General features: G+C 63.0%; 19 protein-coding genes. 9 read left to right on the forward strand and 10 right to left on the reverse strand.

Annotated elements, in window-relative coordinates; all coding sequences use genetic code 11:
* Positions 1-17 precede the first annotated feature (17 nt).
* From proC to ROSMUCSMR3_RS12305, 3 genes are read left to right on the forward strand one after another with little or no spacing between them, the layout of a single operon-like run.
* On the forward strand, positions 18-833 hold the full coding sequence (proC, locus tag ROSMUCSMR3_RS12295) for a pyrroline-5-carboxylate reductase (RefSeq protein ID WP_081507483.1): 816 nt from the start codon (positions 18-20) through the stop codon (positions 831-833).
* Positions 826-1,164 (forward strand): tRNA-binding protein, encoded by a 339-nt coding sequence (locus tag ROSMUCSMR3_RS12300; RefSeq protein ID WP_081507484.1) that lies wholly within the window; start codon positions 826-828, stop codon positions 1,162-1,164. Before proC ends, ROSMUCSMR3_RS12300 begins: the two co-directional genes overlap by 8 nt.
* Before the next feature lie 23 nt (positions 1,165-1,187).
* Positions 1,188-2,117 (forward strand): 2-hydroxyacid dehydrogenase, encoded by a 930-nt coding sequence (locus ROSMUCSMR3_RS12305; protein WP_420541232.1) that lies wholly within the window; start codon positions 1,188-1,190, stop codon positions 2,115-2,117.
* 39 nt (positions 2,118-2,156) lie between these two features.
* On the opposite strand, the gene ROSMUCSMR3_RS12310 is transcribed toward ROSMUCSMR3_RS12305, so the two are convergent.
* Positions 2,157-2,537 (reverse strand): hypothetical protein, encoded by a 381-nt coding sequence (locus ROSMUCSMR3_RS12310; RefSeq protein WP_008279503.1) that lies wholly within the window; start codon positions 2,535-2,537, stop codon positions 2,157-2,159.
* Positions 2,538-2,723: 186 nt separating this feature from the next.
* Between ROSMUCSMR3_RS12310 and trhA the strand changes: the two genes are divergently transcribed.
* Positions 2,724-3,374: a PAQR family membrane homeostasis protein TrhA gene (gene trhA / locus ROSMUCSMR3_RS12315; protein ID WP_081507486.1), complete on the forward strand. Its 651-nt coding sequence runs from the start codon at positions 2,724-2,726 to the stop codon at positions 3,372-3,374.
* Between the two features lie 43 nt (positions 3,375-3,417).
* On the opposite strand, the gene ROSMUCSMR3_RS12320 is transcribed toward trhA, so the two are convergent.
* From ROSMUCSMR3_RS12320 to ROSMUCSMR3_RS12330, 3 genes are all read right to left on the reverse strand, one after another.
* On the reverse strand, positions 3,418-3,681 hold the full coding sequence (locus ROSMUCSMR3_RS12320) for a DUF6455 family protein (RefSeq protein WP_037296779.1): 264 nt from the start codon (positions 3,679-3,681) through the stop codon (positions 3,418-3,420).
* A 63-nt stretch (positions 3,682-3,744) separates the two neighbouring features.
* Positions 3,745-4,101 carry a YigZ family protein gene (locus ROSMUCSMR3_RS12325; protein WP_081507487.1) on the reverse strand — a complete coding sequence of 119 codons (357 nt, stop codon included), beginning with the start codon at positions 4,099-4,101 and terminating at the stop codon, positions 3,745-3,747.
* A 1-nt stretch (position 4,102) separates the two neighbouring features.
* Positions 4,103-4,813, reverse strand: coding sequence for a M48 family metallopeptidase (locus ROSMUCSMR3_RS12330; RefSeq protein ID WP_008279499.1), 711 nt, complete (start codon positions 4,811-4,813; stop codon positions 4,103-4,105).
* Between the two features lie 123 nt (positions 4,814-4,936).
* On the opposite strand from ROSMUCSMR3_RS12330, the gene ROSMUCSMR3_RS12335 reads away from it, so the two are divergent.
* Positions 4,937-5,176 (forward strand): hypothetical protein, encoded by a 240-nt coding sequence (locus tag ROSMUCSMR3_RS12335; RefSeq protein ID WP_008279498.1) that lies wholly within the window; start codon positions 4,937-4,939, stop codon positions 5,174-5,176.
* 4 nt (positions 5,177-5,180) lie between these two features.
* Here the strand turns inward: ROSMUCSMR3_RS12335 and meaB are convergent, their stop codons facing one another.
* Positions 5,181-6,155 (reverse strand): methylmalonyl Co-A mutase-associated GTPase MeaB, encoded by a 975-nt coding sequence (gene meaB, locus ROSMUCSMR3_RS12340; protein ID WP_081507488.1) that lies wholly within the window; start codon positions 6,153-6,155, stop codon positions 5,181-5,183.
* Positions 6,156-6,269: 114 nt separating this feature from the next.
* Here meaB and hrpB point away from each other — a divergent pair, with 114 nt between their 5' ends.
* Both hrpB and ROSMUCSMR3_RS12350 read left to right on the forward strand, forming a co-directional pair.
* Positions 6,270-8,726, forward strand: coding sequence for an ATP-dependent helicase HrpB (gene hrpB, locus ROSMUCSMR3_RS12345; RefSeq protein WP_081508621.1), 2,457 nt, complete (start codon positions 6,270-6,272; stop codon positions 8,724-8,726).
* A 70-nt stretch (positions 8,727-8,796) separates the two neighbouring features.
* Positions 8,797-9,258: an NUDIX hydrolase gene (locus ROSMUCSMR3_RS12350; protein ID WP_081507489.1), complete on the forward strand. Its 462-nt coding sequence runs from the start codon at positions 8,797-8,799 to the stop codon at positions 9,256-9,258.
* Positions 9,259-9,264: 6 nt separating this feature from the next.
* Here ROSMUCSMR3_RS12350 and ROSMUCSMR3_RS12355 read toward each other — a convergent pair whose 3' ends face one another.
* From ROSMUCSMR3_RS12355 to ROSMUCSMR3_RS12370, 4 genes are read right to left on the reverse strand one after another with little or no spacing between them, the layout of a single operon-like run.
* Positions 9,265-10,296 (reverse strand): MaoC family dehydratase, encoded by a 1,032-nt coding sequence (locus tag ROSMUCSMR3_RS12355; RefSeq protein WP_008279494.1) that lies wholly within the window; start codon positions 10,294-10,296, stop codon positions 9,265-9,267.
* Positions 10,297-10,298: 2 nt separating this feature from the next.
* Complete coding sequence (locus ROSMUCSMR3_RS12360) at positions 10,299-10,502, reverse strand: DUF1737 domain-containing protein (RefSeq protein WP_008279493.1); 204 nt, start codon at positions 10,500-10,502, stop codon at positions 10,299-10,301.
* 3 nt (positions 10,503-10,505) lie between these two features.
* On the reverse strand, positions 10,506-11,051 hold the full coding sequence (locus tag ROSMUCSMR3_RS12365) for an NnrU family protein (RefSeq protein WP_008279492.1): 546 nt from the start codon (positions 11,049-11,051) through the stop codon (positions 10,506-10,508).
* A 5-nt stretch (positions 11,052-11,056) separates the two neighbouring features.
* Positions 11,057-11,917, reverse strand: coding sequence for an HpcH/HpaI aldolase/citrate lyase family protein (locus tag ROSMUCSMR3_RS12370; protein WP_008279491.1), 861 nt, complete (start codon positions 11,915-11,917; stop codon positions 11,057-11,059).
* 210 nt (positions 11,918-12,127) lie between these two features.
* On the opposite strand from ROSMUCSMR3_RS12370, the gene ROSMUCSMR3_RS12375 reads away from it, so the two are divergent.
* The gene (locus ROSMUCSMR3_RS12375; protein ID WP_081507490.1) at positions 12,128-12,433 is read left to right on the forward strand and encodes a hypothetical protein; all 306 of its coding nucleotides are present in this window, start codon (positions 12,128-12,130) and stop codon (positions 12,431-12,433) included.
* On the opposite strand, the gene ROSMUCSMR3_RS12380 is transcribed toward ROSMUCSMR3_RS12375, so the two are convergent.
* On the reverse strand, positions 12,430-13,176 hold the full coding sequence (locus ROSMUCSMR3_RS12380; RefSeq protein WP_008279488.1) for a sulfite exporter TauE/SafE family protein: 747 nt from the start codon (positions 13,174-13,176) through the stop codon (positions 12,430-12,432). The genes ROSMUCSMR3_RS12375 and ROSMUCSMR3_RS12380 overlap by 4 nt on opposite strands.
* A gap of 157 nt (positions 13,177-13,333) precedes the next feature.
* On the opposite strand from ROSMUCSMR3_RS12380, the gene mdh reads away from it, so the two are divergent.
* On the forward strand, positions 13,334-14,296 hold the full coding sequence (gene mdh, locus ROSMUCSMR3_RS12385; RefSeq protein ID WP_081507491.1) for a malate dehydrogenase: 963 nt from the start codon (positions 13,334-13,336) through the stop codon (positions 14,294-14,296).
* Positions 14,297-14,436 lie beyond the last annotated feature (140 nt).

Raw genomic sequence — 14,436 nt, forward strand, 5'->3', positions numbered from 1 at the left:
TGAGCGGGGGCACCACCATGACGATGGACGATCTGGCCGAAAAAGGCCTTGTTTTACTGGGCTGTGGCAAGATGGGCAGCGCCATGTTGCAAGGCTGGCTCGCGGGCGGGCTGCCGCCCGCGTCGGTTTGGGTGAGTGACCCCAACCCCTCTGACTGGCTGCGCGGCACCGGCGTGCATCTTAACACCGACCTGCCCGGCCAACCCGCTATCGTTCTTGTCGCGGTCAAGCCGCAGATGATGGGCGCGGCCCTGCCCAGCCTTGCCGCGATGGGCAATGGCACGACGCTGTTCATCTCGGTGGCCGCAGGCACGCCGATTGCGGGGTTTGAAACCGTGCTGGGGGCCAAGACCCCGATCATCCGTGCCATGCCCAACACCCCCGCCGCCGTGGCGCGCGGGATCACCGCCATCATCGGCAATACCCAAACCAGCGCCGCGCATCTCGACCTTGCCGAAGCGTTGTTGCGCGCGGTGGGGCAAGTAGTGCGACTTGACCATGAGGATCAGATGGATGCCGTGACCGGCCTTTCTGGCTCTGGTCCGGCCTATGTGTTCCATATGATCGAATGTATGGCCAAGGCCGGCGAGGCGCAGGGGCTTGCGCGCGAGTTGGCGATGCAATTGGCGCAGGCCACCGTGGCCGGTGCCGGTGCCTTGGCCGAGGCCGCCGAGGAAACCCCGGCGCAGTTGCGCCAGAACGTCACCAGCCCCAATGGCACGACGCAGGCGGGGCTAGAGGTGCTGATGCATCCTGACACGGGCCTGCCGCCCCTGATGCTTAAAACCGTTGCCGCCGCAACCGACCGGTCCAAGGCGCTGCGCAATGGCTGAGATCAGTTTTGACGATTTTCTTGCCGTCGATATTCGAGTGGGCCGCGTCACCCGCGCCGAACCCTATCCCGAGGCGCGCAAGCCTGCGATTAAGCTCTGGGTCGATTTCGGCCCCGAGATCGGTGAGAAGAAATCAAGCGCCCAGATCACCGCGCATTACACGCCAGAGGAGCTGATTGGCCGTCAGGTGCTGGCGGTGGTCAATTTCCCGCCCCGTCAGATCGGCAAGTTCCGGTCGGAAATCCTTGTGCTGGGGCTGAGCGATAGCAATGGCGATATCGTTCTGATACGCCCTGACCAAGATGTTCCCATCGGAGAGAGACTGCATTGAAACGGATACTTGTCACCCGCCCCATGCCCGACCGCGTGCTTGAAGAGGCCCGCCGCCATTTCGACGTAGAAATACGCGACGACAATACTCCTCTCAAGCCGGGCCAGATGCGGGGCGCGCTGGCGCTTTATGATGGCATCTTGCCGACGCTGGGCGATATGTTTCAGGCCGATGTCTTTACCGAGGCTGAGAATTCTCGCTGTCGTATCCTCGCCAACTTTGGCGTGGGCTATAACCATATCGACGTCGCCGCCGCCCGTGCCATGGGCATCGCGGTCAGCAACACGCCCGGTGCTGTGACCGATGCCACCGCCGATATCGCCATGACGCTGATGCTGATGACCGCGCGCCGCGCGGGCGAGGGCGAGCGGCTGGTGCGCGCTGGCAAATGGCCGGGTTGGAACCCGACGCAGATGCTGGGCCTGCATGTGAGTGGCAAGACGGTGGGGATCATCGGTATGGGCCGCATCGGGCAGGCGATTGCCAAGCGCTGCCATTTCGGGTTTGGCATGTCGGTTGTCTATCACAACCGCTCGGCCAAGCCGCTTGATTTCGACGCGCGCCAGCTTGGCTCGATCGAAGAGGTTGCGGCCACGGCGGATATTCTTGTTGTGGCGGTGCCCGGAGGGGCGGAAACCCGGCATCTTATCAATGCCGAGGTGTTTGCCGCGATGCGCCCGACCGCGCATTTCATCAATATCGCGCGGGGCGATGTGGTGGATGAGGCGGCGCTGATTGCGGCCTTGCAAGAGGGGGGCATCGCCGGGGCGGGTCTCGATGTTTACGAGCGTGAACCGATTGTGCCGGACGCGCTCAAGGCGATGGAGAATGTCGCGCTTCTGCCGCATTTGGGCACCGCAGCGCTTGAGGTGCGCGAGGCGATGGGGCTGATGGCGGTCGAAAACCTGCGCGCCTTTTTTGCCGGGGAAACGCCGCCCAATCTGGTGAACTGAGTTTGGGAAAGGTCGCTCGCGCTTTTAGGGCGCGGGCGCTTACTCGATCTGGCGCCCGTTCAGAATCTCGAAGGGTTCGAGCCGGTCGCCATTGATCCAGGCATAGCCGCCTGCCTCGGTGCGCACCATGGCGTAGGGGGTCCAGCCGGTGCTGCGCCACCAGCTTTCATAGTCGTTGGTTTCGGCGTTTACGCGCCATTGTCCATCGTCGCGGCGGCCATCGCCCAGCATATAGACCGTGCTGCCATCGGCAGCAAAATACTGCTGATAGTCAGTGCCTGACCAGCTTCCGACAATGGTGTTGCCAGACAAGAGCGCGGTGATTTCGGCCGCGTTCATCTGCGTGGGCTGTGCTGCGACAGGCCAGCCAAGGGCGAGCATTCCGGCGCTCACCAGACCCAGAACATGACGGCGTTGCATGATCACACTCCTTTATTTCGGGGGCTAGTATCGCAAATCCTGCGGCGGGGTGCGACTCGATTCTAGGGCACGCTGTCTTGGGATTGCCGCAACGTCACGCTCAAAACGCCAAGAATTTCGGAAAACTCCGGCCATATCGTGAGACAACGCATAGAAAAATTAATACTCTTCTGCCAAACAGACCGGATGATCGATATGTCCTATCCTGCCTATTCCCGTGCCGAACGTCTTGCTGACGGGGCGGTGCATATTGCTGGTCTGCTGGCGGCGCTTACCGGTGTTGCCGTGCTATTCGCCATGTGGGCGCTGCGCATGGACGGGGTGACGCTGGCCTCGACCATCGTCTATTCCGGTGCGCTTTTGATGATGCTGGGGGCCTCGGCGGCCTATCACCTTTATGCCCATACCGCCGCGCGGCCCATTTTGCGCCGTCTGGATCATGCTGCGATCTATGTGAAAATCGCGGGCACCTTCACGCCGCTCAGCGTGCTTTTGGGCACTGCCTTTGGCTATGTGGTGCTTGCGTTGGTCTGGGTGCTGGCCATCGTTGGGGCCGCGACCAAGATCCGGGCCAAGCGCGGGCAGATGCCAACGGGATGGTTGCCCTATGTGGCGCTGGGATGGATCGGCGTGGCGCTGTTTATCCCGCTTACGCCGATTCTTCCGGCACATAGCCTTGCGCTGTTGCTGGCGGGAGGGCTGCTTTATACGTTTGGGGTGGTGTTTTACAGGTGGGAGAGCCTGCGGTTCGCCAATGCCATCTGGCACCTCTTCGTGGCCTTTGCCAGCGGGTGCTTTTTCCTTGGCATCGCATCGGCCCTCGCGACCCGCCTCTGACGGGGCGCAAGGGCGTTTTGGATCCGGGCCAGAGCGCGCGCGCTCAGGCGTGCTTGCCCGCCATCAGCAGGGAAAAGACATCAGTGTTCCGGCAAAAATCCGGCGTTGCCGTCGCGGTCTTGTTCTGCTGGAGCCATTTTTCGCAGGTCTCGGGATTGACGCAGCCGGTGCAGGCCAAGACCACATCGCCCAAGGTGTCAAAGGTCATCTGACCTTCCATGATTTTCTGTTCCAGATCGACGCCCAAGCTATTGGCCATCCGATCCACCAATTGCGCGTGGCGTTTCAAGGTTGAAGTGCTTTGCATGTGATTGCCCCTTTGCTGCGCCCTCACTGTGCCCTGAGTTTGGGGGGGCTGCTTTGACCTGAATCAAATCGCCCCGTCCTCAAGGTAAAGTCGCACGCAGTCCTGCACGTGGCGAAACCGGTCGCCGCCCAGTTTCTTGCCACCATACCAACGGGTTACGACAATCACATGATCGCGCAAATCGGCGCGTTCCAACATGCGTAGGATCACTTGCCCCGCCCCGGCCTCGCCGTCGTCGCCCTTGAGCGGGGTGCCATCCCTGAGCAGTACAGCCCAGGTGTTATGCGTGGCGCGGGCGAATTTCTTGTCTTTCTTCAAGGCCTTGAGGAAATCGTCTACTTCCGCGCGGTCCTGTGCCATGCCGCCAGAGACCGCATAGGTCGACCCCCGGTCGCTGACGACGCCCTTTAACTGCCGCATGTCACAGACCGGCGGCCACCCGGCGCACGGTTTCGATACGCTGTGCGTTGGGCGGATGGGTGCCCAAAAAGCGATTGCCGGGATCGGGAAGCTGGCTAAAGAACTCTGCGCCGCGCACCGGATTATACCCGGCGCGATGGGTGATGACCGTGCCAAGGGCATCCGCCTCAAGCTCGAAATTCTTGGAATAGCTGCGCGCGCCCACCCCGGCACCGATGTCGAGGGCCTGATCCACCACTGTCTGGCTTGCGCCGGTGATCGCCGCCAAGCCACCCAAAAGAATCGCGCCCGCTGCGGCGTTTTGCTGTTGGCGCGGGATATGCCCCGAGATGTGATGCGCCGCCTCATGACCCATGACAAAGGCCAGTTCATCCGGATTGCGCACCTGCGCGATCAAAGGCAGGGTAAAGGCCAGAATGGGCTGACCGTTGCGATCAAGGGTCTGATAGGCATTGGGCGGTTGCCCGGGCCGATCATCCACGACAATGCGGAAATCGCAATTGGACTGCGGCGAGCGCGCGCGGCATTCGCGTTCGGCCACCGGTTCAACCCTTTGAACAACCGTGATGAATTGCTGGACCTGCGCGCGCGATGGGGTCGCCGCCACGGGGCGTTGTGTTGCTTGCGGTGCGGGCCTGTTGACCGGCCCTTGGTCGACCACCTCGACGCAGCCCACCAAGGCGACCAGCCCGAGCACTGTTATCCAACGCATTCCAAACCCTCTGCTAGCCCTCGTCTATTCACTTGTTCTAGCAGGGTTTCGCACCTCTGACAGGTCTTTTCAAGCACACCAGTCCGGGCTTGCAAAGACCCGCCAACGCGGTAGGCTGGGGATATGTTTTCCATCGAGCACGAATTCGACGCCACTGTGATCACCCTTGTTGACGAGGGGGCAGCCCCCTTGGGTGAGGATGTGATCATCAACGCCTTTGAGGAATGCGTGACGATCGAGCAATATGATCCGCGCACTGATAGCCTGCACAAAATCACCCTGTCGATGGGGCAGTTGCGCGATTTGCGCGCGGCGCTGGACCTGCCTGAGGGGGTCTATATCCAAGCGCCGGACGCCAAATAGAAATTCAGCTGTCGATCTGGCGCAAGACCTCTGCGGCGGCAATGGTGGGTGTCATCTCGCCTGCTGCTACACGGGCCGCATAGTCCTGCATCGTGGCGCGGGCTGCCGGGGTTTCGAGCCGCGCCAAAAGGCCTTGACGCACCTCTTGGCCGAACCAGTAGCGCGCCTGTTCTGCCCGCCGACCGTCAAAATGCCCGGTGTCGCGCCGCCAGTTCACCAATGCGGTCATCTCATCCCATGCCCTGTGCAGCCCCTCGTCTTGGAGGGCTGAAACGGTCATCGCCTTGGGATAGCCCTCTGGGTCCTGCGGTCGTTTGCGCAAAAGCCGCAATGCGCCTGCGTAATCCGAACAGGTTCGCATCGCCGCCGGTTTGAGATCGCCATCCGCCTTGTTCACAAGGATGAGATCGGCCATTTCCATGATGCCGCGCTTGACGCCCTGCAACTCGTCGCCACCGGCCGGGGCAAGCAAGAGGACAAAAAGATCGGACATTTCCGCAACCACCGTTTCGGATTGGCCAACGCCCACCGTCTCGATCAGCACCACGTCGAACCCGGCGGCCTCGCAGAGGGCCACCGCCTCGCGGGTGCGGCGTGCGACGCCGCCCAGATGGCTCTGGCTGGGGGAGGGGCGGATAAAGGCCGCCGGATCGCGGCTGAGCCGTTCCATCCGCGTCTTGTCGCCAAGGATCGACCCGCCCGAGCGCGCCGAGGACGGATCAACCGCAAGCACGGCCACGCGCAGGCCCTGCGCCGTCAGCATGAGGCCAAAACTCTCGATAAAGGTGGATTTGCCCACGCCGGGCGTGCCCGAGAGGCCGATACGCACCGCTTGCTTGCCGGCGGATTTCAACGCCTCCATCAGGGCTGCGGCCTGCGTTCTGTGATCGGCCCGCGCGCTTTCGATCAGGGTGATTGCGCGGGCGAGCGCCCGCCGGTCGCCGGAGATGATCTTTTGTGCGATGTCGGCGGTATCCATGCGCTGCCCTTCTTGCTGTCGCCTGCCTTCATGCCTTGGGCCACCGGCCCTTGTCCAGAGGTGAGGGCGGGCAACCCTCTGGCCAAGGGCGCGCCGATGCCCGATAACGCGGGCATGACGCCCGATCTTCCCATTCAAGAGGCCATTCCTGCCCTTATCGACGCGCTGCGCGCGCGGGGGCGTGCCGTGCTTCAGGCCCCGCCCGGTGCGGGCAAGACCACGGTGGTGCCGCTTGAAATGTTGCAAGCTGGCCTGACGGAGGGGCGCATCCTGATGTTGGAGCCGCGCCGTCTTGCTGCCCGCGCCGCCGCCGAGCGGATGGCGCAGAGCCTTGGGGAAAAGCCCGGTGAAACCGTGGGCTACCGGGTGCGCGGCGAGGCCCGAGTGGGGCCGCAGACCCGGATCGAGGTGGTGACAGAGGGGATATTGACCCGCATGGTCCAATCGGACCCCGAGTTGCGCGGCGTGGGTGCGGTGATTTTCGACGAGTTTCACGAACGCTCGCTCAATGCTGATCTGGGGTTGGCGCTGTGTCTTGAGGTGGCGGGGGCGCTGCGCGACGATCTGATCCTGTTGGTGATGTCGGCCACGCTTGATGCCGCGCCGATGGCGCAGCTTATGGGGGATGTGCCTGTTATTACCTCGGAGGGGCGCAACTATCCGGTTGAGATCTGCTGGCGCGACCGTCCCCGGCCCAAGACGCGCCGGTTCGAGGATGCGTTGGCCGATCTGGTGAGCGAGGCGGTGGCCGAGACAGCCGGCGGCGTTCTTGTGTTCTTGCCCGGCGAGGGGGAAATCCGACGCCTTGAAACGCTGCTGCGCGCACGCCTGCCCGGTGATTGCCAGGTGCGGCCACTTTTTGGGGCGATGGAGTTTGCGGCGCAACGGGCCGCGATTGCGCCGATTTCAGAGGGGCGCAAGATCGTGCTGGCAACGTCGATTGCCGAAACCTCGCTGACCATCGAGGATATTCGCGTGGTGATCGACGGCGGGTTGGCGCGGCGCGCGCGGTTTGATCCCGGTTCCGGCATGTCGCGCTTGGTGACGGAGGCGGTGACGCGCGCCGAGGCAACGCAGCGCACAGGGCGCGCAGGCCGTGTGGCCGAGGGGCGCTGCTACCGGTTCTGGACGCGCGGGGAAGAGGGGGCGTTGCAGGCCTTTGCCCCGGCAGAGATTGAGGCGGCGGATTTGGCGGGGCTGGCGCTGGAGCTGGCGCTTTGGGGCGCTGCCCCTGAGGATTTGCCGCTGCTGACGCCGCCCAATCCCGGCGCCTATGCCGAGGCGCGCGCGCTCTTGGAGATGTTGGGTGCGCTCGATGCCACGGGCCGGATCACCCCGCATGGCAAGGCGTTGGCGGCGTTGCCGCTGCATCCGCGCTTGGCGCATATGCTGGCCTCTGCCGGGCCAGAGGCGGCGGCGCTGGCGGCGCTTTTGGCCGAGCGTGATCCGTTGGGACGCGGTGCGCCGGTTGATCTGGCGCTGCGGCTGAGTGCGGTGCGCGACCTGCGCGCCTTTGAGGCGCGCTATGTCCATGTGGTCAATCGCGGTCCGCTCGAGCGGATCAAGACCGAGGCGCGGCGTCTGGCAGCGCAGGCCAAGGGCAGGGGCCAAGGCAGGCGCAGCGATGCCGAATGTGCCGCCCTTGCCTATCCTGACCGGATCGGGCTGCGCCGCAAAGGGGATGCTCCGCGCTATGTGCTGTCGGGGGGCAAGGGCGCTGTTCTGCCCGAGGGCGACCCGATGGCGCAGACCCGGCTGATCGTCGCCACCGATCTGGATGGCGACCCGCGCGAGGCGCGCATCCGGCAGGCTATCGCAATTTCCGAGGCAGAGATTCGCGGGCTTTTTGCGGACCGGATCGCGTGGCAGAATGTCTGCCTCTGGGATCGGCGCGAGCGGCGGGTGATCGCGCGCAAACAGGAACGGTTTGGCGCGCTGGTGCTGGATGATCGCCATTGGCTGGATGCACCAGAGGAGCGTATCGCGCGCGCCATGCTGGACGGGGTGCGCGATCTGGGGCTGGCGTGGAGCGATCCCGCCCGGCGTTTTGTGGCGCGCGTTCAGCTTGTGCGCGACGGGGGGGCGGATCTGCCGGATATGTCAGAGGCGGCGCTGATGGCGGGGCTGGACGAGTGGCTCTTGCCCTATCTTCGGGACGTGCGCAGCGCGCCGGAGTGGAAGCGGTTCGAGATGCTTGATGCGCTGCGCGCGCGGCTGGATTGGGACCAGATGCAGATGCTGGACCGCGCGGCACCGGCGCAGTTCACCACGCCGCTGGGCCGCAAGATTCCGATTGATTATAGCGGCGAGTATCCCGAAATTACGCTGCGATTGCAGGAAATGTTCGGCCAGACCACGCATCCCACGGTCGGGCGCACACCGTTGCGTGTGACGCTTTTGTCGCCGGGACATCGCCCGGTGCAGACCACGCTTGATCTGCCGGGGTTTTGGTCCAGCTCTTATGCGGATGTGCGCAAGGATATGCGCGGGCGCTATCCGCGCCACCCCTGGCCCGAGGACCCGACCGAGGCTGATCCCACCTTGCGTGCCAAACCCCGAAATATCCCGTGATTTGTATTCTGTGGTGAAATGTCTTATATTCTTGAGGCAGATAAATTTGCCCGAGCAGAGCAAAACCACAATGAACCAACTCTTTCCTCAGACCGCGCCCGGCGCGGTCGATGCTGACGCTGTTCTGCCCCGCAGGCAGGTGGCGGCGCTGTGCTGGCGCAAGCACAAGGGGCGCAAGGAGGTTCTGCTGATCACCAGCCGCGACACGGGCCGATGGGTTGTTCCCAAGGGCTGGCCCATCGAGGGGCTGACCGCCGCGCAATCCGCGTTGCAAGAAGCGTGGGAAGAGGCGGGCGTGCGCGCCGATGCCGATAAGGCGCGGTTCATCGGGCGCTTTGTCTATCACAAGGGTTTGCGCGATGGCCGCACCCTGCCGGTCGAGGCCGAGCTATACAAGGTGCGCCTGCGCGACGATGAGATGCGCGACCGTTTCCCCGAAGCGCGCGAGCGTCGGCGGCTTTGGGTCACGCCGCGCAAGGCGGCGAAACTTGTCGATGAGCCCGAGTTGCAGGATATCTTGCGCCGGTTCTGAGCCGGTTTATTTCGGCATCAAGACCCAGTAATCCAGATCCAACAGAACATGCGGCAGATGTTTGCCATCCGCGCCGCGCAGGTCAAAGGGCGCGCCGCCCTTGGTTGCCACCAGCCGCAGCCGCAATGCGCCCACCCCCGGTGCGGATGTGTCGGCCCGGTCCAGAACCTCGGACCAGGCGCGCACGGTATCGCCCGCAAAGCACGGGTTGGCGTGGCTTCCTGCGTTGATCGCCGCGATCATCTGCGCATTGGCAAGGCCATTGAACGACAGCGCCCGCGCCATCGAGATCACATGCCCGCCATAGATCAGCCGCTTGCCATCGGCGCGCGGTGTGGCGTCGAAATGCGTTTTGGAGGTGTTCTGCCAGAGGCGCGTCGCCATCATATGCTCGGCCTCCTCGATGGTCACGCCATCGACATGATCGATCTGCTCGCCAATCTCGTAATCGCCCCAGCGATGCGGCTCTCCGGCGAGGGTGAAATCATACTGTGTGAAATCAAGGCCTGCGGGGATGACAAGATCACTGGCGGCCACTGAGGCCGCGGTGTGCGGCACGGTATCGGCGGGGGCCGGGGCCGTCTCATCGCGCTTGCGCACCATGACCCAGCGGACAAATTCCATCACCGGCAGGTCGTGTTGGTTAAAGCCGGTGGTGCGCACATAGACGACCCCGGTCTTGCCCGAGGAATTCTGCTTGAGCCCGATCACCTCGGATTGCGCGCGCAGCGTGTCGCCAGAATAGACCGGGCGCAGCCAGCGTGCCTCTGCATAGCCGAGATTGGCCACGGCATTGAGCGAAATGTCGGGCACCGATTTGCCGAACACGATATGAAACGCCGCCAGATCATCAATGGGGCTGGCAGGCAGGCCGCAGACCTGAGCGAATTCATCCGAGGAATAGATCGCATGGCGCGCCGGATAGAGCGCGTGATAGAGCGCGCGCTCGCCCCCCGATACGGTGCGCGGCACCGCATGGCGGATCACCTGCCCGATGGTGTAATCCTCGAAAAACCGGCCCGGATTGGTCTTGGCCATGCTCACTGTTCCCCCAACTTCATGTCGGGCGTATAGGTGCCGTCCTTGTCCTTGACCACGGCCTGCCCGCAGCGCATCACGCCATTGGCCGCGTCAAAAGCATAGGTGGGATCGCCGTAAAGCGCCCATCCCTTGTTGAGCGCAGCCGTCACCTTGTGACAGAACTCCGACGTGTCATCGGCGCTGAGAAAACGATAGAGTTTCATGGATTACCCCGGAAACGGCCAGACGCCCAGCCAGTTGTGAATAGCGGTCATGACGAGGAACAGCACGATCGTAATGACCACGAGAATGATGTCGCGCTTGGCCTCGCCCGGTTTGGGGCGGTTCCACGTCTCGGATTTGTTGATCACCACCACCTCAAGCACCGCCCAGAGCAGCAGGCCGCCAAAGAGGATGAGCGAGGCCAGATCGCCATTGACCAACAGATGCGCCACCGCCCAGACCTTGACCGCTGTCAGTTGCGGATGCCGCATGGCCCCGCGCAGCCGCCCTTTGGTGGCGCTCATGCCATAGAGAAACACCGCGCCCAGCATCATCAGGTTGTTGATATGCACGGTCCAGCTGGGTGGATACCAGACGTTGATAAAATCTGCCTGCCGATAGCCGATCACCATCAGCACCAGACCGGCAAGGATGCCGAGGGCGGCAACGCCCTTGCCCGCGTTCCCCATCCTTGCGCGCAGATCGGGGGCCACCCGTTTGAAGAGATGCGCCGCGATCCAAAGGATCAGCCCGAGGATGAGGTAAAACATGGGGGTTACTCCGCTGCCATTTCCCGTATCGCCTGTGCTTTGGCCAGGATGCGCTGCGCGGACACAACGTGCAAATTCTCGACGATCTGCCCGTCTACCACGGCAATCCCCTGACCCGAGGCGCGGCTTTCTTCATAGGCTGCGATCTGACGTCCCGCCAGTTCAATTTCGGAATTGGTGGGGGCAAAGGCGGTATTGGCGATTTCAAGCTGCGCGGGATGGATCAGCGTCTTGCCGTCAAAGCCGAGGTCGCGCCCCTGTTCACATTCGAACTTGAGCCCGTCCCCATCGCGAAAGCGGTTGTAGACCCCGTCCACCGCCACGATCCGCGCCGCGCGCGCCGCCATCACGATCATTTGAAGCGAGGCCCAGAGCGGCATCCGGTCGGCGCGCACCCGGCAGCCCAGATCCTTGATCAGGTCATTGGTGCCCGCCACCAACCCGGTTACCTGCCGGTGGGCCGCGATTTCGCGGGCGTTGAACACGCTCACGGGGGTTTCCATCATGGTCCAGACGGGCAGGTCGGTGCCGATCACATCCGACAGGTTGTCAATGTCCGAGGGTGTATTGACCTTGGGCAAGAGGATCGCATCGGCCCCGGCATCGCGCAGGGCGCGGGCATCCTCTAGCCCCCATTCGGTGGTCAGCGCGTTGATCCGCACGATCTTGTAGCGATAGCCATAGCCGCCTTGGCGCAGGGCCTCGACCAGTGTGGCGCGTGCGGCTGCCTTGGCATCGGGGGCGACCGCATCTTCAAGGTCAAAGATGATCGCGTCCGTGGGCAGATCCCGCGCCTTTTCCAGCCCGCGCTCTTTCGAGCCGGGGATGTATAGCACCGAACGGTAGGGATGCATGCTGCTGTCCATGGGTCTGCCCTTTGATGGATTCTGACTGCGGTAATAATCTTGCGCAGGAATGGCATTTTTTGGCGGAAATGTTCAAGCGCTTTTTCGCCGCAATGCAGCGATGCCGCCGCAACAGGGGGCGGATGGGGCCGTTAACCCCCTGTTCATCTTTGTTTCGGCATGATCGGCCCTGCAACGGTCGGGGGACCAACCCAAGAGAAAGGGTGACGGATGATCAAGACAGTGATGGCCGGTCTGAGCGCTGTAGCGCTGGCACATGCCCCGGCACAGGCGCAATCGGGCCAATGCGCGCCGCGCGACAGGGTGGTCGAGCGTCTGGCCGATGCCTATGGCGAAACGCGGCATTCCATGGGGCTTGGGGCCAATAACATGGTGGTCGAGGTTTTTGCCTCGGACACCTCTGGCAGTTGGACGATCACGGTAACGGGCAGCGATGGCATCACCTGCCTTGTGGCCAGCGGTCAGGCGTTCGAGGCCACGGCCGACACCGCAGCCAAACCGGGCAAAGGGGCCTAGAATACGCCATCCCAGATCAGCTTGGCCCCGGTGATCGTGAGCAACACATAGGTCACCGCGAAAAACGCGCGTTCCGGCATGATCCGGTGCGCGCGCACGCCGATCCACGCCCCCAAAAGGGCAAAGGGGGCCAAGATCAGGTCGATCATCAGCGTTTCCCGCGTGAAAAGCCCCAGCATGCCATAGGGCACCGCTTTGACGATGTTGAAGACAAAGAACATCAAGACCGTGGTCGCCTGATAGCGCGTCTTGTCCAGCCCGCGCGACAGCAGATACACCGCCGCAGGCGGCCCGCCTGCATGGCTGACAAAGCTGGTGAACCCGGCCACCAGCCCCGCCAAAACCCCGCTCCACCCCGGCAAAGGGGCCTGCCCCCGGCGCATCACCCGCGCCTTTAGAACCGTCTGCCAAAGCACAAAGATCAGCGCGATCCCCCCGATCAAAAGGCGCAAGAGATCGGCATCGGCGCTGCGATAGAACAGCATCCCAAGCCCGATCCCCGGCACCCCGCCAAGGATCAGCATCGTCACCTCAAGCCGTCCCCATTGCCGCCAATAGGGGCGCAGGGTGGCCACGTCGATCAGCATCAGGACTGGCAGCATGATGCCCAAAGCCATCGCCGGCGGAACAAAGAGCGCCAGAATCGCCGCCCCCGCAAAGGACGCACCAGAGCCGAAACCGCCCTTGGACACCCCCGCCAACAGCGCCGCGAACACCCCGATTGCCACCACCTCGACGTTCATCGCTTCGGCTCCTAACCTATGTCTCTGCCTGTACTTTCACGGTATACGACCGCATCCCGCTGTCACGCCGAAAATCCGCCGCAGTGCAGCACCCTTGCAAGCGCGCAGATTTCGGACTACGCCCAAGCGCAACTTTTCAACCGATGGAGACTATCCAATGGCCAGACCCAAGATTGCGCTGATCGGCGCCGGACAGATCGGCGGCACCCTCGCCCATCTCGCCGCGCTCAAGGAACTGGGCGATATCGTCCTGTTCGACATCGCCGAAGGCACCCCCGAGGGCAAAGCGCTCGACATCGCGGAATCCGGCCCCTCTGAAGGGTTCGACGCGACGCTCAAAGGCACGCAATCCTACGCTGATATCGCGGGTGCCGATGTCTGCATCGTGACCGCCGGTGTGCCGCGCAAGCCGGGCATGAGCCGCGATGACCTGTTGGGGATCAACCTCAAGGTCATGAAATCCGTGGGCGAGGGCATTGCCGCCAACGCACCTGACGCCTTTGTGATCTGCATCACCAACCCGCTTGATGCGATGGTCTGGGCACTTCAGAAATTCTCTGGCCTGCCCGCAAGCAAGGTCTGTGGCATGGCCGGTGTGCTGGATAGCGCCCGCTTCCGCCATTTCCTCAGCGTGGAATTCAACGTCTCGGTGAAGGATGTCACGGCCTTTGTTCTGGGCGGTCATGGCGACACGATGGTGCCCTCGGTGCGCTATTCCACCGTTGCTGGTATTCCCCTGCCGGACCTGATCGAGATGGGCTGGACCACCCAAGAGAAGCTGGATGCCATCGTGCAGCGCACCCGTGACGGCGGCGCGGAAATCGTGGGTCTCTTGAAGACCGGGTCTGCCTTTTACGCGCCCGCGACCTCTGCGATTGAGATGGCCGAGGCCTATCTCAAGGACCAAAAACGCGTGCTGCCCTGTGCGGCCTATTGCGATGGCGAATTCGGCCTGAAGGACATGTATGTCGGCGTGCCGACCGTGATCGGCGCGGGCGGGATCGAGCGGATCGTCAACATCAAGCTCACCAAGGACGAGCAGGATATGTTCGACAAATCCGTCGATGCGGTCAAAGGTCTGGTCAAGGCCTGCAAGGAAATCGACCCCTCGCTGGTGTGATCGCCTGCTTTTAACGCTTCTGGATCAGGGCCGACATACGTTCGGCCCTGATTCTTTCTGGCACGGCACTATGGCCAATTTCTGATTTGTGATCACACGATTTAGCCGTGTGATCACAAAATGACGATTTTCGCGCCAAA

Origin of the sequence: Roseovarius mucosus (assembly GCF_002080415.1) — a bacterium.
Classification (GTDB): Bacteria; Pseudomonadota; Alphaproteobacteria; order Rhodobacterales; family Rhodobacteraceae; genus Roseovarius; species Roseovarius mucosus_A.